This is a genomic window from Sulfitobacter sp. 1A15299 (assembly GCF_043556915.1).
GTDB lineage: Bacteria > Pseudomonadota > Alphaproteobacteria > Rhodobacterales > Rhodobacteraceae > Sulfitobacter.
The window spans coordinates 1-17,764 of record NZ_JBIFFJ010000007.1 but is presented as its reverse complement, the minus strand read 5'-3'; the positions used below and the strand labels follow the sequence as shown (position 1 = coordinate 17,764).

At 63.8% G+C, this 17,764-nt stretch carries 17 protein-coding genes; 10 read left to right on the top strand and 7 right to left on the bottom strand.

The annotated features are described in order from the left end of the window. Positions 1–3 precede the first annotated feature (3 nt). On the bottom strand, positions 4–789 hold the full coding sequence (locus ACGYK7_RS09970) for an alpha/beta fold hydrolase (protein WP_394401695.1): 786 nt from the start codon (positions 787–789) through the stop codon (positions 4–6). Between the two features lie 54 nt (positions 790–843). Between ACGYK7_RS09970 and ACGYK7_RS09965 the strand changes: the two genes are divergently transcribed. Continuing rightward, positions 844–1,218, top strand: a complete 375-nt coding sequence (locus ACGYK7_RS09965) for a hypothetical protein (RefSeq protein WP_394401693.1) — start codon at positions 844–846, stop codon at positions 1,216–1,218. Positions 1,219–1,236: 18 nt separating this feature from the next. Here ACGYK7_RS09965 and ACGYK7_RS09960 read toward each other — a convergent pair whose 3' ends face one another. Both ACGYK7_RS09960 and glyA read right to left on the bottom strand, forming a co-directional pair. Next, positions 1,237–1,635, bottom strand: coding sequence for a cupin domain-containing protein (locus tag ACGYK7_RS09960; protein ID WP_394401691.1), 399 nt, complete (start codon positions 1,633–1,635; stop codon positions 1,237–1,239). A gap of 235 nt (positions 1,636–1,870) precedes the next feature. Then, positions 1,871–3,148 (bottom strand): serine hydroxymethyltransferase, encoded by a 1,278-nt coding sequence (gene glyA, locus ACGYK7_RS09955; RefSeq protein WP_394401689.1) that lies wholly within the window; start codon positions 3,146–3,148, stop codon positions 1,871–1,873. 181 nt (positions 3,149–3,329) lie between these two features. On the opposite strand from glyA, the gene ACGYK7_RS09950 reads away from it, so the two are divergent. Together ACGYK7_RS09950 and ACGYK7_RS09945 are read left to right on the top strand one after the other, a co-directional pair. Further along, a complete protein-coding gene (locus ACGYK7_RS09950) occupies positions 3,330–4,091 on the top strand; it encodes an NAD kinase (protein WP_394401686.1) in 762 nt (253 codons plus the stop codon). Between the two features lie 127 nt (positions 4,092–4,218). Further along, positions 4,219–4,416: a CsbD family protein gene (locus ACGYK7_RS09945; RefSeq protein WP_394401683.1), complete on the top strand. Its 198-nt coding sequence runs from the start codon at positions 4,219–4,221 to the stop codon at positions 4,414–4,416. Positions 4,417–4,480: 64 nt separating this feature from the next. On the opposite strand, the gene ACGYK7_RS09940 is transcribed toward ACGYK7_RS09945, so the two are convergent. From ACGYK7_RS09940 to ACGYK7_RS09930, 3 genes are all read right to left on the bottom strand, one after another. Beyond that, positions 4,481–5,722: a saccharopine dehydrogenase NADP-binding domain-containing protein gene (locus ACGYK7_RS09940; RefSeq protein WP_394401680.1), complete on the bottom strand. Its 1,242-nt coding sequence runs from the start codon at positions 5,720–5,722 to the stop codon at positions 4,481–4,483. A 20-nt stretch (positions 5,723–5,742) separates the two neighbouring features. Beyond that, positions 5,743–6,837 (bottom strand): carboxynorspermidine decarboxylase, encoded by a 1,095-nt coding sequence (locus ACGYK7_RS09935; protein ID WP_394401677.1) that lies wholly within the window; start codon positions 6,835–6,837, stop codon positions 5,743–5,745. Positions 6,838–7,061: 224 nt separating this feature from the next. Continuing rightward, positions 7,062–8,954: a propionyl-CoA synthetase gene (locus ACGYK7_RS09930; RefSeq protein ID WP_394401674.1), complete on the bottom strand. Its 1,893-nt coding sequence runs from the start codon at positions 8,952–8,954 to the stop codon at positions 7,062–7,064. Positions 8,955–9,145: 191 nt separating this feature from the next. Between ACGYK7_RS09930 and ACGYK7_RS09925 the strand changes: the two genes are divergently transcribed. After that, positions 9,146–9,907: a MipA/OmpV family protein gene (locus ACGYK7_RS09925; RefSeq protein WP_394401671.1), complete on the top strand. Its 762-nt coding sequence runs from the start codon at positions 9,146–9,148 to the stop codon at positions 9,905–9,907. 141 nt (positions 9,908–10,048) lie between these two features. Beyond that, positions 10,049–10,159 (top strand): malic enzyme, encoded by a 111-nt coding sequence (locus ACGYK7_RS09920; RefSeq protein ID WP_394401669.1) that lies wholly within the window; start codon positions 10,049–10,051, stop codon positions 10,157–10,159. Positions 10,160–10,216: 57 nt separating this feature from the next. On the opposite strand, the gene ACGYK7_RS09915 is transcribed toward ACGYK7_RS09920, so the two are convergent. Continuing rightward, positions 10,217–12,490 carry an NADP-dependent malic enzyme gene (locus ACGYK7_RS09915; protein ID WP_394401667.1) on the bottom strand — a complete coding sequence of 758 codons (2,274 nt, stop codon included), beginning with the start codon at positions 12,488–12,490 and terminating at the stop codon, positions 10,217–10,219. 221 nt (positions 12,491–12,711) lie between these two features. Here ACGYK7_RS09915 and ACGYK7_RS09910 point away from each other — a divergent pair, with 221 nt between their 5' ends. From ACGYK7_RS09910 to ACGYK7_RS09890, 5 genes are all read left to right on the top strand, one after another. Continuing rightward, a complete protein-coding gene (locus tag ACGYK7_RS09910) occupies positions 12,712–13,104 on the top strand; it encodes a cytidine deaminase (protein WP_394401665.1) in 393 nt (130 codons plus the stop codon). Positions 13,105–13,108: 4 nt separating this feature from the next. Next, complete coding sequence (locus ACGYK7_RS09905; RefSeq protein WP_394401662.1) at positions 13,109–14,413, top strand: thymidine phosphorylase; 1,305 nt, start codon at positions 13,109–13,111, stop codon at positions 14,411–14,413. Continuing rightward, positions 14,413–15,603, top strand: coding sequence for a phosphopentomutase (locus ACGYK7_RS09900; RefSeq protein ID WP_394401661.1), 1,191 nt, complete (start codon positions 14,413–14,415; stop codon positions 15,601–15,603). The genes ACGYK7_RS09905 and ACGYK7_RS09900 overlap by 1 nt, the downstream gene beginning before the upstream one ends. 70 nt (positions 15,604–15,673) lie before the next feature. Beyond that, the gene (gene upp / locus ACGYK7_RS09895; RefSeq protein ID WP_394401659.1) at positions 15,674–16,315 is read left to right on the top strand and encodes a uracil phosphoribosyltransferase; all 642 of its coding nucleotides are present in this window, start codon (positions 15,674–15,676) and stop codon (positions 16,313–16,315) included. An 87-nt stretch (positions 16,316–16,402) separates the two neighbouring features. Then, a complete protein-coding gene (locus ACGYK7_RS09890; protein WP_394401657.1) occupies positions 16,403–17,716 on the top strand; it encodes an SPOR domain-containing protein in 1,314 nt (437 codons plus the stop codon). Positions 17,717–17,764: the final 48 nt, after the last annotated feature.

The following is a 17,764-nucleotide window of genomic DNA, read 5'->3' as shown; positions in this document are numbered from 1 at the left end:
CGGTCAGCCCGCAGGCGCGGCGCCTTCGGCGTTTAGAAAGATGCGCAGCGTGGCTTCGAACTCGCGCGGTTTCTCTGCGTGCAGCCAATGCCCCGCGCCGGGGATTTTGGCAAAGCGCGCTTGTGGGAACAGCGCCTTGATCGGCTCGCGGTGTTCGGGCTGTACATAGTCCGAGGCGCCGCCCGACAGAAACAGGGTCGGCCCCGGGAACTGGCCGGTCACATCCTCGGGCCAGCCGACGATCTTGGGCATCTCCGCCTCAAGCGCGTCGAGGTTCAGCCGCCAGCGCTTGCCGGGCAGGTCGAGCGATTGGGTGAAAAAGCTCTGCAAAGCGCGCTCCACCCCCGCCTCGGCCAATTGCGCCTCGGCGTCCGAGCGGCGCTCGACCCCGCTTAGGTCCACGCCGCGCATGGCGTCGATGAACATCTGTTGCGTGTGGCCGTAAGCGACGGGCGCGATGTCGGCGACGATCACGCGGCGCAGCAGCTCGGGCCGGGTCAGCGCCAGCATCATCACCGCCTTGCCGCCCATGGAGTGGCCGCAAATGTCCACCGGGCCGCCCAGATGCGTGATCACCTCGGCCAGATCCTGCGCCATTTCGGGGTAGCTGTGGGTGTCGTGATGCGGGCTGCTGCCGTGGTTGCGCATGTCGACGGTGACGACATGACGCGCGTCCGCAAGCCGTTTGGCGATCACGCCCCAGTTGCGGCCAGAGCCATAGAGGCCATGGACGATAAGCAGGGTAGGGCGGTCGGTGGCGGCTTCGCCATATTCGGAGTAATTTAACATGTGGGCAAATTTAAGGGCATTGCAGCCCGGGGACCAGAGCGATTAGATGCGCCCATGATTGACCGCGAAGATTTCGACACCCGCGCCGAGGCGCTGCGCCCCCTGTTCGAGGACAGGCTGCGCATCAAGGCCCGCGATCTGCGTCAGGCGTTTCACCGCGCCGGGCCGGAACTGCCGCGCGGCATTCGCAGCGATGGGGTGTTGCTGAGCAAGACCGAGCATCTGGTCGCCAATCCCCATATCGCCCGCCAGTTGGAAGATGCCCCGGTCTGGGCCGCCTTCAATCGGGTTACGGCACATTTGAAAGAGATCGACCCCAAAGCGCGGCGGCGCGGCATCATCCTTGACCGTCTGGCCGGGGTGGCCTTCAACATTCTGGTGGTTTTCGCAGGCTTTGTGATCTGGCTTTGGTGGCGCGGCTACGTGTAAGCCGCCGCGCCCAAGGGCTTAGGCCGGGTCGTAATCCGCGTCCGACACCTTTTCCATCCATTCGACCGCCTCACCGACCTGTGCCTCTTGCAGGGCGATATGGGTCATGGCGCTGTCGGGCGCGGCGCCGTGCCAGTGTTTCTCTCCGGGGCCGAACCAGACGACATCGCCTTTGTTCAGCGTTTGCACCGGGCTGCCTTCGGTCTGGGCGCGGCCTGTGCCTTCGGTGACGATCAGGGTCTGGCCAAGAGGGTGGACATGCCACGCCGTGCGCGCGCCGGGCTGAAAGGTCACCGTCACGCCGCGCAAGCGGGCAGGCGCCGGGGCCGAGATCAGCGGGGCCATCTCGACCTCTCCGGTGAAATAATCGTCAGGGCCGGGTTCAGAGGGGCGGCTGCCCTTGGGGTGAATGATCATGCGGTTCTCCTTTGCGAGAGAATGTGGCGCGGGGAGGGGGATCGGCAAGGGGGGGTGCCTGGCGATGATCACCCGGAATCAAGGCGCTTTGCGCCGCCGGGCACATCATCTTGGCCGCACATCACGGTAGAGAAATAAAGGGGTAGGAACGCAGGTTGCGATGCCCACCCGCGGTCGGGCACCGCCCGGCCGGAAGGCGAAAAAGGCCCCCACATCGCTGCGAGGGCCAAATTGCTTACAGGTTCGGATACATCGGGAAACGCTGGCACAGCGCTTCGACCTCGGCTTTCACCTTGGCCTCGACCTCGGCATTGCCATCGGCACCATTGGCCGCCAGCCCGTCGACCACTTCGATAATCCAATCGGCGATCTGGCGGAACTCGGCCTCACCAAAGCCGCGTGTCGTACCGGCGGGCGAGCCGAGACGGATGCCGCTCGTCACCATCGGCTTTTCCGGGTCAAAGGGCACGCCGTTCTTGTTGCAGGTGATATGCGCCCGGCCCAGAGCCTTCTCGGTGTCATTGCCCTTCACGCCTTTGGGGCGCAGATCGACCAGCACCACATGGGTGTCGGTGCCATGGGTCACGGTATCAAGGCCGCCTTTGATCAATTGATCCGACAGCGCCTGCGCGTTGGCGATGACCTGTTTGGCATAGGCTTTGAACTCAGGCTGCTGCGCTTCGCCAAAGGCCACGGCCTTGGCTGCGATCACATGCATCAGTGGGCCGCCCTGAATGCCGGGGAAGATGGCGGAGTTAATCTTTTTCGAGATCGCCTCGTCATTGGTCAGGATCATGCCGCCGCGCGGGCCGCGCAGGGTCTTGTGGGTCGTGGTCGTCGCCACATGCGCATGAGGGAAGGGGGAGGGATGCTCGCCCGCCGCCACAAGCCCCGCGAAATGCGCCATGTCGACCAGCAGATAGGCGCCCACGCTGTCGGCAATCTCGCGCATCTTGGCAAAGTCGATCTGGCGCGGGATGGCAGAGCCACCGGCGATGATCATCTTGGGCTGATGCTCAGCCGCCAGTTCGGCGACCTGATCATAGTCCAGCAGGTTGTCTTGTTTGCGCACACCGTATTGTACGGCGTTGAACCATTTGCCCGACTGGTTCGGCTTGGCCCCGTGGGTCAGGTGGCCCCCGGCATCAAGGCTCATCCCCAAAATGGTGTCGCCCGGTTGCAGCAGCGCGGTGAAGACACCTTGGTTCGCTTGGCTGCCGGAGTTCGGCTGGACATTGGCGAATGCGCAGTCGAACAGCGCGCAGGCGCGTTCGATGGCAAGGTTCTCGGCCACGTCGACATGCTCGCACCCGCCATAGTAGCGGCGGCCCGGATAGCCTTCGGCGTATTTGTTGGTCATGATGCTGCCCTGCGCCTCAAGCACCGCAGCCGAAACGATGTTCTCGCTGGCGATCAACTCGATCTCGTCGCGCTGGCGGCCCAGTTCGGCATTGATCGCAGCGGCGAGGGCGGGGTCGGAATCAGCGAGAGATTTGGTGAAGAAATCGGACATCAGGGGATCCTCATTGGAGCTGGTTTCGCGTGTTGCCTATCGGAAACGCGGGCCGAGGTGAAGGCTGTAAACCGACAGGTTGCAAGATATGTGCGTCAACACTGGTGGCGCTCGGAATAATGTGATTGTTTTGGCCCCAAACGCCGATGATCGGAAACTTCGCCGGGATGAGCCTGCTGACATGTCCTTAAAGATCGCTTTTGTGGCCAGCCGGGCCAGCGTGGCACAGACGGCGCGGGCCGCCCTGATCGGGCGGTATGGCGATGTGCCATTGCGTCAGGCCGAGGTGATCGTGGCGCTTGGGGGCGACGGGTTCATGCTGCATACGCTGCACAGCACCCAAGACATGGACGCGCCGGTCTATGGGATGAACCGCGGCACCATCGGCTTTTTGATGAACGCCTACCGCGAGGGCGATCTGCAAGCGCGGTTGGCGGCGGCGGAAGAGGCGGTGATCAACCCGTTGGTCATGCGCGCCACGCATATTGACGGGACGATCTCGACCGCGCTGGCAATCAATGAGGTGTCTTTGCTGCGCGCGGGGCCGCAGGCGGCCAAGCTGCGCATCACGATAGACGGGCGCCAGCGGATGGAGGAACTGGTCTGCGACGGGGCGTTGGTGGCGACCCCTGCTGGCTCCACCGCCTATAACTACTCCGCCCATGGGCCGATCCTGCCCATTGGCTCGGATGTCTTGGCCCTGACCCCCATCGCTGCCTTCCGCCCGCGCCGCTGGCGGGGGGCGTTGCTGCCGAAACGGGCCACGGTGCGTTTCGATGTGCAAGAGCCGCAAAAGCGCCCCGTGATGGCCGATGCCGACGGCCAGTCGCACCGTGATGTAACGACGGTCGAAGTCTCGTCAGACCCCAATGTCAGCCACCGGATCCTCTTCGATCCCGGCCATGGGCTGGAAGAGCGGTTGATCTCGGAACAATTCAACTGACCCGGGGGGGGGGCGGCGCCTTTCCGCCGCACCTCGCGCCCTGCCGGAACCCAAACTTCGCGCCTGCGTTGAACATGCAAGAGCGGGATCCCCCCGCATCTTAACAGCCGAAGAAAGGAGACCTGAGATGAATTGGGACCGTATCGAAGGCAATTGGAAGCAGATGACCGGCGCGGTGAAATCGCAATGGGGCGATCTGACCGATGACGAAATCACCGAATCTCGTGGCAACCGCGAGCAGCTGGTGGGCAAAATCCAAGAACGCTATGGCATCGCCAAAGACGAGGCCGAGCGTCAAGTCGATGACTTCGCCGCGAAATACTGATATTCGTCGGCAGACTTAAAAAAGGCGACCCCGTGCGGGTCGCCTTTTGCGTTTCAGGAGAGGCTCAAGCCTCGTGCCAAGCGCGGTCGCCCTTGTCGTCTTTGACGCGGGTGGGCAGACCGATATCATCCAGCAAGGCGAACAGGGGCTTGGGGTCCAGCTCTTCGACATTGACCATGGTGGCGGTGTCATAGGTGCCATCGGCGATCAGCATCGCAAAGGCCACCGGCGGCACGCCCGCGGTGTAGGAAATGCCTTGGCTGCCCACTTCGTTATAGGCGTCCTTGTGATCGGCCACGTTATAGACGAAGACCTCGACCTCTTCGCCGTCCTTCACGCCTTTCACCAAGTCACCGATACAGGTCTTGCCGGTGTAGTTGGGCGCAAGGCTCGACGGGTCGGGCAGCACGGCTTTCACCACCTTCAGCGGCACAACCTCAAGCCCCTCGGCAGTGGTCACCGGCTGTTCGGAGAGCAGCCCGAGATTTTGCAGCACGGTGAAGACGTTGATGTAATGATCGCCAAACCCCATCCAGAAGCGCACGTCGGCCTGCGGGTAGTTGGCCGAGAGCGAATGCACCTCGTCATGGCCCGACAGATAGGCTTTCTGCTTGCCGACCACGGGCAAGTCCCATTCGCGGCCCACTTCGAACATCTTGTTCTCTTGCCACGCGCCCTCTTGCCAGCTGTAGACCGTGCCGGTGAACTCGCGGAAGTTGATCTCAGGGTCGAAGTTGGTCGAGAAATACTTGCCGTGGTTGCCGGCGTTGATGTCGACGATGTCGATGGATTTGACCTCATCCATGAACTCATCGACGGCGAAACGCGCAAAGGCGTTGACCATGCCCGGATCGAAGCCAGCGCCGAGGATCGCGGTCACGCCCGCTTCGGCACAGGCCTCGCGGCGCTTCCACTCGTAGTTGCCGTACCACGGCGGGGTCTCGCAAATCTTGGTCGGGTCTTCGTGGATCGCCGTGTCGATATAGGCGGCCCCGGTGTCGATGCAGGCCTGCAGCACGGTCATGTTCACGAAGGGAGAGCCCACGTTGATCACGATCTGGCAGCCGGTCTCCTTGATCAGGGCGGCCACGGCATTGCTGTCCATCCCGTCGACGGCATGCGCCTTGAAGACGCCATCCTGCTTCATCGCCTTTTTCTCATGCACGCTGGCGATGATCGCCTCGCATTTGGCAACCGTGCGGCTGGCGATATGCAAGTCACCCAAACGGTCATTATTCTGCGCGCATTTATGCGCCACGACCTGTGCGACGCCGCCCGCGCCGATGATAAGAACATTGCGTTTCATAGTGTTGACCTCTTTCCTTGTCACGACAGGGCGGCGGCGAAATCGTCATAGTCGAAATCGCGCACCATTCGGGTGGTTCCGTCCAACTCGCGGATGGCGATGCCAGGCATCTTGACGCCGTTGAACCAGTTTTTCTTGACCATCGTGTAACCGGCAGCGTCCTGAAACGAGAGCCGGTCGCCTGCCTTCAGCGGCGCGTCGAAGCGAAATTCACCGAAGATATCGCCCGCAAGGCAGGACTTGCCGCAGATCATCCACTCGTGCTCGCCCGCGTTAGGGCTGACCTTCGCCGGCTCGCGGTAGATCAGCAGATCCAGCATATGCGCCTCGATGGAACTGTCGACGATGGCGAGGTTCTTGCCGTTGTACATCGTGTCGAGCACGGTGACCTCCAGCGTCGCCGCGCCGGTGATCGCGGCCTCGCCGGGCTCCAGATAGACCTGCACGCCAAAGCGGTCGGCAAAGGCCTTGAGCCGCAGCGCCAGATCGTCGAGCGGATAGCCCTCGCCGGTGAAATGGATGCCGCCGCCAAGGCTGATCCACTCCATCTTATGCAGCACCGTGCCGAAGCGGTCTTCGATCAGGGTCAGCATCTCGTCGAAACGGGCGAAGTCGTCGTTCTCGCAGTTGTTGTGGAACATCAGCCCGCTGATCCGGTCGGCAACCGCGTCGATCGCCGCAGGCTCATGCTCGCCCAGACGGCTGAACGGACGGGCCGGGTCGGCGAGATCAAAGTCCGAGGTGGAAACGCCGGGGTTCACCCGCAGGCCGCGGACATGGCCCGCGGATTGCGCATCGAACTTGTCGAGCTGGCCGATGGAGTTGAAGATGATCTTGTCGGCATGGCTTAGCACTTCGTCGATCTCATGTTCGGCATAGGCAACGGAATAGGCATGGGTCTCGCCGGGGAATTTCTCGGCCCCCAGTCGCACCTCATAGAGCGACGAGGAAGTCGAGCCGTCCATATATTCGGACATGAACTCAAAGACCGACCATGTGGCGAAGCATTTCAGCGCCAGCAGGCAACGCGCACCGGAAAGCGCGCGGAGGCGGGCGATCTTCTCCATATTGTCGCGGAGATTGGCCTTGTCGATCAGGTAATAGGGTGTCTGCACGTCGAAAACCTTTCTGCGCGGCCGGAGGGCAAGCTCCGGGAGGGAAAAGACCCACTGAATGTGCTGTCGTGGTTGGCCCCGCCAGGGGGCATTTCCGGGGGCGCTTCGCATATTTTGCGCAAGCAACGCAATTGTAAAAAACGCGCGGGCTGGTCTGCGCGCGCGTTTCTGTGGGGTAACTGTAGCGCCGGACAGGCAAAGGTCCATCGCCATGTGGTTCTTGGTTAGCCCTGCGGGTAGCCGATACCCTCAAGCGCTGTGCGGATTTCGTCCAAAATCGCCGGATCGTCGATGGTGGCGGGGGTCTTGAAATCCTCCCCATCGGCGATCTTCACCATCGTCGCGCGCAGGATCTTGCCTGAGCGGGTCTTGGGCAGACGGTCCACCACCACGGCCTGTTTAAAGGCGGCGACGGGGCCGATCTGGTCGCGCATCCGGGTGACGCATTCGGCGACGATTTCCTCATGCGGGCGGTCGACACCCTTGGTCAGGCAGAGGAAACCGACGGGCATCTGCCCTTTAAGCTCATCGCTCACCCCCACAACGGCGCATTCTGCCACATCGGGGTGACCGACCAAGACCTCTTCCATCGCGCCGGTCGAGAGGCGGTGCCCCGCGACGTTGATCACATCATCGGTGCGCGCCATGATCCAGACATAGCCGTCCTCGTCGATCCGGCCCGCATCGCCAGTCTCGTAATAGCCGGGGAAGGTGCTGAGGTAGGATTTGCGAAAGCGGTCTTCGGCGTTCCAGAGCCCCGGCAGGGTGCCGGGGGGCAGGGGCAGTTTGATGGCGATGGCGCCCAACTCTCCGGCGGGCAGGGGATCGCCGCGCTCATCCAGAATTTGCACGTCATAGCCGGGCATCGGCACGGTAGGAGAGCCGACCTTGACCGGCAGCGCTTCAAGCCCTGCCGGGTTGCCGACGATGGTATAGCCGGTCTCGGTCTGCCACCAATGGTCGTAGACCGGCTTGCCCAGTTTCTCCTGCGCCCATTCGACAGTATCGGGATCGGCCCGCTCCCCCGCGAGATAGAGCGCACGCAGGCTCGACAGGTCGTATTTCTTGATCTCCTTGCCCTCGGGGTCTTCGCGTTTCACGGCGCGGATGGCGGTGGGGGCGGTAAAGAAGCTTGCCACGCCATGTTCCTCGATCACCCGCCAGAAGGTGCCCGCATCGGGGGTGCCCACGGGCTTGCCTTCGAATACGATGGTGGTGTTGCCCGCGATCAGCGGCGCGTAGCAGATATAGCTGTGCCCCACGACCCATCCCACGTCCGAGGCGGCCCAAAAGACCTCTCCCGGCTCGACGTTATAGACGTTTTTCATGGTCCAGTTCAGCGCCACCAGATGCCCCGCCGTGGGCCGCACCACGCCCTTGGGCGCGCCGGTGGTGCCGGATGTATAGAGGATATAGGCCGGGTGGTTCCCCTCCACGGGCACGCAAGGAGCCGGGCGCACGCCGTCTTGGGCGGCGTACCAATCAATGTCCCGCTCGGGGTTCAATTCGCAGGGTTTCTGGCCGCGTTGCAGGATGATGCAGGTGTCTGGCTTGTGGCTGGCCTGTTCGATGGCCCCGTCGAGCAGGGGTTTGTAATCCACCACCCGCGACGGCTCCACCCCGCAAGAGGCGGCGATGATCACCTTGGGTTTGCAATCGTCGATCCGCACCGCCAACTCGCTTGAGGCAAAACCGCCAAAGACCACCGAATGGATCGCGCCGATGCGTGCGCAGGCCAGCATCGCCTCCACCGCTTCGGGGACCATGGGCATATAGATCACCACGCGGTCGCCTTTTTCGACCCCTTGGGCCACGAGCGCCCCGGCGAGCGAGGCGACATGGGCCTGCAATTCCCCATAGGTCAGGGTGGAGTTGCTGCCGGTGATCGGGCTGTCATGGATGATCGCCACGCGGCTGCCATTGCCTTGATCGACATGGCGGTCCACGGCGTTGTAGCAGGTGTTCACACTGGCATCCGCGAACCATTCGTAGATATGGTCGCCCCGATCAAACAGCGCGCGCGTCGGCGCGATGTCCCAGTCGATCGCCTCGGCTTGTTCAAGCCAATAGGCTTCCGGGTCGGCCTTCCAGCGGTCGTAGGTGTCGCGATATCCCATGGTGTTCCTCCTCCTGTTGCGCTGTGCGGCAAACCCACAGGACGGGTATAGCTGTGGTGACGCGCAATTATTTCCAGTCACTCTGGCCGCTTAGGAAGATTTCGGCAAGCGGATCGCTATTGTTCCTGTCAGTCGCGGCGCGTCATGCTAGATTGCGCAGAAATTCAACGCTTTTTCCGGAGCCTGCCCCTATGCGCCTCGCCCTTTCCCTGCCTCTTGCCTCCTGCCTTGCCATTGCTGCCGCACTGCCCGCGGTGGCGCAGGATCGTTCGTTCAACTTCGCCCTGCGCGGCGGTGTCGGGGCGGCGCCGGATTATCCGGGCGCCAGCAGCTATCGCGCGACGCCGGATTTGGCCTTTACCTTTGGTTCGCTGGAATGGGGCGGGCGCAGGATCGGCACCAACATCGGCGAAGCGCCCAAGACCGGTTTCGGCTTTACCGGCGCGTTCCGCTATCTGGGCGAGCGTGACAGTTCCGATCACGCGGAGCTTGCGGGGCTTGAGGATATCGACGCGGCGGTCGAACTGGGCTTTGGCGTGGTCTACCGCGAGGTGAACTGGCAGGTCTTCGGCAAGGTGCGCCGTGGCTTTGGTGGCCATGAAGGCGTGACCGGCGACATCGGTGCCGATGTGATCTTCCGCCCGGATGAGCGCTGGACCATCACCGCAGGCCCGCGTTTCAGCCTTGGCAACGACACCTACGCCGACACCTATTACGGCGTCGACACCGCCACCACGAACTTCGCCGCCTATGAGGCCGGTGGCGGTCTGCTGGGCGCGGGGGTCGAGGTCGAGGCGACCTACCGTTTGGATGACGCATGGGCGCTGGAAGGGGCCGTGGCCTATCAACGTCTGCTGAATGACGCCGCCGACAGCCCGATCACACAGGCCGGGTCAGAGGATCAATGGACCATGCGCATCGGCGTCAGCCGCGCCTTCACCTGGCGGTTCTAAGCGGCTTCGCGCCGCCTTTCGGGGCGGCGCGATATTTGCGACATCTTGGTCGAAAACGGATCAGCGCCGAAACACGACTTTGCCATGATGCCCATAGGCGCGGCATGATGCCAGCGCCGCTTGCATGCAAAGGGCCCGACCATGGGTGACAAAATCGGCAATAAGAAGAAGCAAGCCAAGGCCGCGGCAAAACCCGCCGCCAAGGCCCCGTCCTCCGTCGCGGACATCAAGCCCGCCACGTCCCGCAAATAACCCTAAATTCGACCATGTAACGCCGTCCCCGAAAGGGGGCGGCGTTTTGCGCAGGCCTTAGCCGTAATGGGCGACCGGCGTGCCCGCGATGGCGCCCACGTTCAGCAGGCCGCGCGCGGTGATCGAGGGCGACACGATATGCGCCCGGTTGCCCATCCCCATCAGGATCGGACCGACCTCAAGCCCGTCACCCTTCATTTTCAGGATGTTGCGTACGCCCGAGGCGGCATCGGCATGGGCGAAGACCAGCACATTGGCGGCCCCTTCCATCCGGTTGCAGGGCAGCAGCCGCGCGCGCAACTCGGCATCCAGCGCGGTGTCGATGTTCATCTCGCCTTCGTAGACGAAATCATGGTTTCCCGCGTCGAGGAGTTGCAGCGCCGCGCGCAGACGTTTGCCCGACCCTTCGCCCTGATTGCCGAACTGGCTTTGTGAGCAGAGCGCCACTTTCGGCTCGATTCCAAAGCGCCGGACGTGGCGGGCGGCCCCGATGGCGATCTCGGCGATCTGTTCGGGGGTGGGGTGCAGGTTCACTTGGGTATCCGCGATGAAGAGCGGCCCGTCTTCGAGGATCATCATCGAAAGCGCGCCATGCGGGCGGAAACCGTCGCGGCCCAGCACTTGGTTGACGTAATTGAGGTGCCAGCCAAATTCGCCAAAGGTGCCGCAGATCAGGCTGTCGGCCTCTCCGCGGTGAACCATGACCGCGCCGATGGCGGTGGTGTTGGTGCGCATGATCGCCCGCGCGATGTCAGGGCTGACGCCGCGGCGGCACATCAGGCTGTGGTAGGTCTCCCAATAATCGCGGTAACGGGGGTCGTTCTCGGGGTTCACCAGATCGACGTTTTGGCCCAGTTGCAGGTTCAGACCCGCTTTTTCGATGCGCCGTTCGATCACCTCGGGGCGGCCAATGAGGATGGGCCGCTCCACCGTCTCTTCGATGATCGCTTGGGCTGCGCGCAGCACCCGTTCGTCTTCACCCTCGGCAAAGACCAGACGGCGGGGGGAGGAGCGGGCGGATTCGAAGACCGGGCGCATGATCAGCGCCGATTTGAAAACCGACCCGTCGAGTTTGCGTTTATAGGCGTCGAGGTCTTCGATGGGCCGCGCGGCCACGCCCGTCTCCATCGCGGCCTTCGCCACGGCGGAAGAGACCACGCCGATGAGGCGCGGATCGAAGGGTTTCGGGATCAGATATTCCGCGCCAAAGGTCAGCTGCTCGCCCTGATAGGCCGCTGCCGCCTCCGCGCTCGTCGTGGCGCGGGCGAGGGCGGCGATACCGTCGATACAGGCGATCTTCATCTCATCGTTGATCGTGGTCGCACCCACATCGAGCGCGCCCCGGAAGATGAAGGGGAAGCAAAGCACGTTGTTGACCTGATTGGGAAAATCGCTGCGCCCTGTAGCGATGATCGCATCCGGTGCCACGGCGCGGGCGACATCGGGCAGAATTTCCGGTGTGGGGTTCGCCAGCGCAAAGATGATCGGGCGCTTGGCCATCTTCGCCACCATCTCGGGCGAGAGCACGCTGGGGCCGGAGAGGCCGAGGAAGAGATCGGCCCCGTCGATCACATCGTCCAACGTGCGCAGGTCGGATGTCTGCGCATATTCGGCCTTGCTGGGGTTCATGTCCTCGGTCCGGCCTTCATAAACCAGCCCGTTGATGTCGCAGAGCCAGACGTTCTCGCGCTTCACGCCGAGTTTCAGTAGCATGTTGAGGCAGGCGATGCCCGCAGCCCCGCCGCCGGTGGAGACGATCTTGATGTCCTCAAAACGCTTGCCCGCCACATGCAGCGCGTTCTTGACCGCCGCACCGACGACGATGGCGGTGCCGTGCTGATCATCATGGAAAACGGGGATGTTCATGCGCTCGCGGCAAATCTTTTCGACCACGAAACAATCGGGCGCCTTGATGTCTTCGAGGTTGATCGCACCAAAGCTCGGCTCCATCGCGCAGACGATCTCGGCCAGTTTCTCGGGGTCGGATTGATCGAGTTCGATGTCGAAACAGTCGATATTGGCGAATTTCTTGAAGAGCACGGCCTTGCCCTCCATCACCGGTTTCGAGGCCAGCGCGCCGATATTGCCCAGCCCCAGCACCGCGGTGCCATTGCTGACCACGGCCACCAGATTGCCGCGCGAGGTATAGCGCGCGGCGGCGTCGGGGTCGTTCTTGATTTCGATGCAGGCTTCGGCCACGCCCGGTGAATAGGCCCGCGCCAGATCGCGGCCATTGGCCAGCGGTTTGGTCGCGCGGATCTCCAGTTTCCCGGGCCGGGGGTGTTCGTGGTAATCCAATGCAGCTTGGCGCAGGTTGGGGGTGTCGGACATCGTTTATGCTTCTCCCAAATAATGGTTTAGCGTTAAACTAATTTTCGCGCGCAAGCAAAGCGGCTTTTGGTGGCGGGCGGTCTGGGTGCCGGATGGCTTTGCCCCAGCGTCGCCCTTGCAGGTCATTTTGCAAGGGTTTTAAGAGGCGATTGACGTGACATGTGGTTTTGCATCGCACAGGGCGGGGCAATTTTCTATAGTCCGAAAAAAGGGAGAGCCTAATGACTGATTTGCGCGACGCGGCTGTGTTGGTGCGGGAAAACGCCCATGCGCCCTATTCGAATTTCAAGGTCGGCGCGGCGATCCGCACCGCCTCGGGGGCGGTGTTCAGTGGCTGCAATGTCGAAAACGTCGCTTACCCGCAGGGCACCTGCGCCGAGGCGGGCGCGATTGCCGCCATGGTGGCGGCAGGCGAGCGTGAGATCGCCGAGGTCTATGTCGTGGCGGGCAGCGATATGCCGGTGACGCCCTGCGGCGGCTGCCGACAGAAATTGGCGGAATTCTCCGGCGGGGATGTACCCGTGACCATGGCCACCGTGGCGGGCAAGGAACAGCAGACGACCATGGGCGACCTGCTGCCGGGGGCCTTTGGCGTCGCCCATATGCAGGGTTAACCGCATGAGCGCGCGGGACATTCTGGCGCGGCTGCGCCATGGTGAGGCATTGGATGCAGAGGCGCTGACCTGGATGGCCGGGGCGCTGGCCGATGGCCGTGTCAGTGACGCGCAGGCCGGGGCTTTTGCCATGGGCATCTGCCTCAATGGCTTGGACCAGCCGGGCCGCGTGGCCCTGACCCTTGCAATGCGCGATTCGGGGCAGGTGTTGGACTGGGATTTGGACGGCCCCGTGCTCGACAAACACTCCACCGGCGGGGTGGGCGATTGCGTCTCGCTGATCCTTGCCCCGGCGCTTGCGGCTTGCGGCGCTTACGTGCCGATGATCTCGGGCCGGGGGCTGGGGCATACGGGCGGCACGCTGGATAAGCTTGAGGCGATCCCCGGCGTCAGCACGCAGTTGGATGAGGCGCGGTTTCGCGCGGTCGTGCGGGATGTGGGCTGCGCCATCGTCAGCGCCAGCGGTGACATCGCCCCGGCGGACCGGCGGCTTTACGCGGTGCGGGATGTGACCTCGACCGTGGATTCGCTCGATCTGATCACCGCGTCGATCCTGTCGAAAAAGCTCGCCGCCGGGCTGGATGGTCTGGTGCTCGATGTGAAGGTCGGCTCGGGCGCTTTCATGAAAGAGCTTGCACAGGCGCGCGCCTTGGCCGAAGCGCTGAGCGGCACCGCCACGGCGGCGGGTTGCCCGACGACGGCGGTGATCAGCGACATGAACCAGCCGCTGGTGCCGAGCATTGGCAACGCACTGGAAGTGGCCGAGGTGATGCGGGTGCTCACTGGGGCGGTGACGGGGCCGATCCTTGATGTGGCGGCTGAATTGGGCGGCGGGCTTATTGCCAATGGCGGTCTGGCCGCGACCGCTGAGGCGGGGGCCGACGCCCTGCGCGCGGCGGTCGCCGATGGCCGCGCGTTGGAGCGTTTCACCCGGATGCTCAGCGCCATGGGCGCGCCCGCCGATTTCGCCGAAAACTGGGAGCGCCTTCTGCCCAAAGCCCCGGTGATCCGAACGGTACCCGCGCCGCGCGGCGGCTACGTGAGCACGATCGACGGCGCGGCGCTTGGCATGGCGGTCGTCAATCTCGGCGGGGGACGGGTGGTTGAGGCGGACCAGATCGACCCGGCGGTGGGCCTGTCGCAGGTGCGGCGCTTGGGCGAAGAGATCTGCGCGGGCGCGCCTTTGGCCACGATCCACGCGGCGGGAGACGCGGCTGCGGATAGGGCAGAGGCGGCGGTTCTGGCGGCGATCACGCTTGGGGACAGGACGGTTGAAGCGCCGGATTTGATCTTGGAAAGGATCGGCTGATGGGACGTGCATTCTTGGTCGTGATCGATTCCGTCGGCATCGGCGGCGCGCCGGACGCGGGGGATTTCTTTAACGGTGATCTGCCCGATACCGGGGCTAATACGCTGGGCCATATCGCGCAGGCCTGTGCGGCGGGAGAGGCCGAAGAGGGGCGCAGCGGGCCGCTGGCCCTGCCCAATCTCGACCGGTTGGGTCTGGGGGCCGCGCTGAAGCTTGCCAGCGGGATGGAGGGGCCGGGGCTGGGTGCTGCGCCCGAAGGCCGCTGGGGCGCCGCGACGGAGGTTTCGCAGGGCAAAGACACCCCCTCGGGCCATTGGGAATTGGCCGGGCTGCCGGTGCCTTGGGCATGGCATTATTTCCCGGATGAGACGCCTGCCTTTCCCGCAGACCTGATCGCAGAGGTCGCGCGGCTGGCGGGCACCGATGGCATCTTGGGCAATTGTCACGCCTCTGGGACGGCGATCATCGAACGGCTTGGGGCGGAGCATTGCGAAAGCGGCTGGCCGATCTGCTATACCTCTGCCGACAGCGTGTTCCAGATCGCCGCGCATGAAGAGACCTTTGGCCTCGACCGCCTTTTGAAGCTTTGCCAAGACATCGCGCCGCGCTTGCATGAGATGAAGGTGGGCCGTGTCATCGTGCGGCCCTTCACTGGCGAACCGGGCGCATTCCAGCGCACCGCGAACCGGCGCGACTATGCCATCACCCCGCCGAAACCAGTGCTCACCAATTGGGTGCAGAACGCCGGAGGGCGGGTCTATGCGGTGGGAAAGATCGGCGATATCTTTACCATGCAGGGCATCGACGAGCTGCGCAAAGGGCCGGATGCCAAGCTGATGGACCATCTGCATGATCTGGTGGATGAAGCCGAAGACGGCAGCCTGACCTTCGCCAATTTCGTGGAGTTCGACAGCCTTTACGGCCACCGCCGCGATGTCTCGGGCTATGCCCGCGCGTTGGAGTGGTTCGACGCCGAGATCGGCAAGGTGATCGCCGCGCTGCGGACGGGCGACATGTTGGTCGTGACGGCGGACCATGGCAATGATCCGACATGGGCAGGCAGCGATCACACCCGCGAAAGGGTGCCGGTGCTGGTTGCGGGGACCGGGGCAGGGGCATTGGGGCAGATCGGCTTTACCGATGTCGCAGCCTTCGTCGCCGGGCATCTGGGGGTAGAATTGCCACGCTAGCCGCGCAGCCTTTGCTTGCGAGCGAGGCGCTTGTGCGGCTAGAAGCAGGGCAAATAAAGGAGCCTGCCGCATGACCGATACCCCCAATCACCTGACGATCGTCGACCATCCGTTGGTGCAGCACAAGCTGACCATCATGCGCGACAAAGCCACCTCGACCGCCGCCTTCCGGCAGTTGCTACGCGAGATCAGCCAGCTTCTGGCCTATGAGGTGACGCGCGGCCTGCCGATGACGACCAAACGGGTCGAGACCCCGATGCAAGAGATGGACGCGCCAACGCTCGACGGCAAGAAACTGGCGCTGATCTCGATCCTGCGGGCGGGCAACGGGCTGATGGATGGGGTGCTCGAATTGATCCCCTCGGCGCGGGTCGGCTTTGTCGGTCTCTACCGTGACGAAGAGACCCTCCAGCCGGTGCAGTATTACTTCAAAGTGCCCGAGGCGATGGAAGACCGTTTGGTCATCGCCGTGGACCCGATGCTGGCCACCGGCAACTCCTCGGTCGCGGCGATCAATCTGCTGAAAGAGGCAGGCGCCACCAATATCATCTTCCTTTGCCTGCTGGCTTCGCCCGAGGGGGTCGCCACGATGAAAGCCGCGCATCCGGATGTGCGCATCGTCACGGCCTCGCTGGATGAGGCGCTGAACGAAAAGGGCTATATCATCCCCGGTCTGGGCGATGCGGGCGACCGGATGTTCGGCACCAAGTGATCGGGTAAGTTTCGCTAATCGGCGCGCGGTGCTTTACTCAGGCCGCGCGCTGATGCATCGTTCTACCAGATAGTGTGGGGGCATTAGATGACACTTACCAGAAGTATTGCCATGGCGATGATCGTCGCGGCCTTGGGTATCGGCGGATCGCAGACCCAAGCGCAGGACAGCCGCAGCCAACCGGCAGAGTTTCCGCCGTCCTCTTACAAGGGCAAGCAATATGTCGACAGCGCGGGATGTGTGTTCATCCGCGCGGGCATCGACGGCAATGTGTCATGGGTGCCCCGGATGAGCCGCGCGCGCCAGCAAATCTGCGGGTTCCAGCCCACGAATGGCGTGACAGTGACAGAGGCCAAGGTCGAGGCGGCGCAGCCCAAGGTCGACCCCGCCCCGGCCAAGAGGCCCCCCGCCCGTGTCGCCGAAGCGCCCGCGCCGAAGGCGAAACCGAAAGCCCCCGTGGCCCGGCCCGCGCCGCAGAAGGTGGTGCGCCGTGTCGCGCCAGCCCCGGCCCGGAGCACTGTCCCCAAGGTCGTGCGCGAGACCGCGCCGCGCCCCGTGCCCGTGGTGCCCAGCAAACCCGTCGCACTGGCCGCCCCGGCACCGGCTGGCTTCGTCACCGCGTGTCCCGGCGCGTCGCCCCTGTCGCAGCGCTACATGCGGCGCGGGGATGGCTATAGCGTGCGCTGCGGTCCGCAGGCGGAGCCGATTGTAACTGGGCGTCTTGCCCCTTCGAGCCCGCAGCGCGGCACCGCACCGCAGCCCTACCGCAGCGCGGGCGTGATGCCCGGCGTTGCCGCCGCACCCGCGCGGATCGTGGCCCCTGCCGCCGTGGCCGCCCCGGTGGTCAGCGCCAAACCCGCCCGCGCGGTGGGCACGCAGACGCGGATCGTGCCGAAACATGTGGCGATCAACCGGGTGAACACCACCAATGTGAAAGTCCCGAAAGGATACCGAAAGGTTTGGGAAGACGACCGTCTGAACCCGCACCGGGCCGAGCAAACCTTGGAAGGCCGCGCCGACATGCTATTGGTCTGGACCCAGACCGTGCCGCGCCGTTTGGTGAACAAGGCCACCGGCGAAGACGTGACCGCCAAAGTGCCGCTGATCTATCCTTATCTCGATATCGAGACACAGCGCCGTAAACTGGGGCGGGTCAAGATTGTCGAGCGGGATGGCCAAGTGGTAAAACGGGTGCTGCGCTACCGCAATGCCGCGCCGATCCACCGGGATGCCCGTCCGATCAAGACAGCGCCCGTCTATTCCAGCCGCTCGGCCCCGGCGGCGCAGCCCAGCACCAAGGCGGGCTATGTGCAGGTCGGTGTCTTCGGCAGCCCCGCCAATGCGAAGCGCGCGGCGCGGCAGATCGCGGCCTTAGGCTCAGGACTCATAGCCAGTAGATGACAGTGGCGGCGAGAGCGATGGCTGAGAGGAAGACCTTTGGGCATCGGT

Bases quoted from the DNA above. Each gene is read 5' to 3' on its own strand.
- ACGYK7_RS09900 (WP_394401661.1), top strand. From the start codon at position 14,413: ATGGGACGTGCATTCTTGGTCGTGATCGATTCCGTCGGCATCGGCGGC.
- upp (WP_394401659.1), top strand. From the start codon at position 15,674: ATGACCGATACCCCCAATCACCTGACGATCGTCGACCATCCGTTGGTG.
- glyA (WP_394401689.1), bottom strand. From the start codon at position 3,148: ATGTCCGATTTCTTCACCAAATCTCTCGCTGATTCCGACCCCGCCCTC.
- ACGYK7_RS09930 (WP_394401674.1), bottom strand. From the start codon at position 8,954: ATGGGATATCGCGACACCTACGACCGCTGGAAGGCCGACCCGGAAGCC.
- ACGYK7_RS09925 (WP_394401671.1), top strand. From the start codon at position 9,146: ATGCGCCTCGCCCTTTCCCTGCCTCTTGCCTCCTGCCTTGCCATTGCT.
- ACGYK7_RS09950 (WP_394401686.1), top strand. From the start codon at position 3,330: ATGTCCTTAAAGATCGCTTTTGTGGCCAGCCGGGCCAGCGTGGCACAG.
- ACGYK7_RS09965 (WP_394401693.1), top strand. From the start codon at position 844: ATGATTGACCGCGAAGATTTCGACACCCGCGCCGAGGCGCTGCGCCCC.
- ACGYK7_RS09915 (WP_394401667.1), bottom strand. From the start codon at position 12,490: ATGTCCGACACCCCCAACCTGCGCCAAGCTGCATTGGATTACCACGAA.
- ACGYK7_RS09940 (WP_394401680.1), bottom strand. From the start codon at position 5,722: ATGAAACGCAATGTTCTTATCATCGGCGCGGGCGGCGTCGCACAGGTC.
- ACGYK7_RS09890 (WP_394401657.1), top strand. From the start codon at position 16,403: ATGACACTTACCAGAAGTATTGCCATGGCGATGATCGTCGCGGCCTTG.
- ACGYK7_RS09905 (WP_394401662.1), top strand. From the start codon at position 13,109: ATGAGCGCGCGGGACATTCTGGCGCGGCTGCGCCATGGTGAGGCATTG.
- ACGYK7_RS09910 (WP_394401665.1), top strand. From the start codon at position 12,712: ATGACTGATTTGCGCGACGCGGCTGTGTTGGTGCGGGAAAACGCCCAT.
- ACGYK7_RS09920 (WP_394401669.1), top strand. From the start codon at position 10,049: ATGGGTGACAAAATCGGCAATAAGAAGAAGCAAGCCAAGGCCGCGGCA.
- ACGYK7_RS09960 (WP_394401691.1), bottom strand. From the start codon at position 1,635: ATGATCATTCACCCCAAGGGCAGCCGCCCCTCTGAACCCGGCCCTGAC.
- ACGYK7_RS09945 (WP_394401683.1), top strand. From the start codon at position 4,219: ATGAATTGGGACCGTATCGAAGGCAATTGGAAGCAGATGACCGGCGCG.
- ACGYK7_RS09970 (WP_394401695.1), bottom strand. From the start codon at position 789: ATGTTAAATTACTCCGAATATGGCGAAGCCGCCACCGACCGCCCTACC.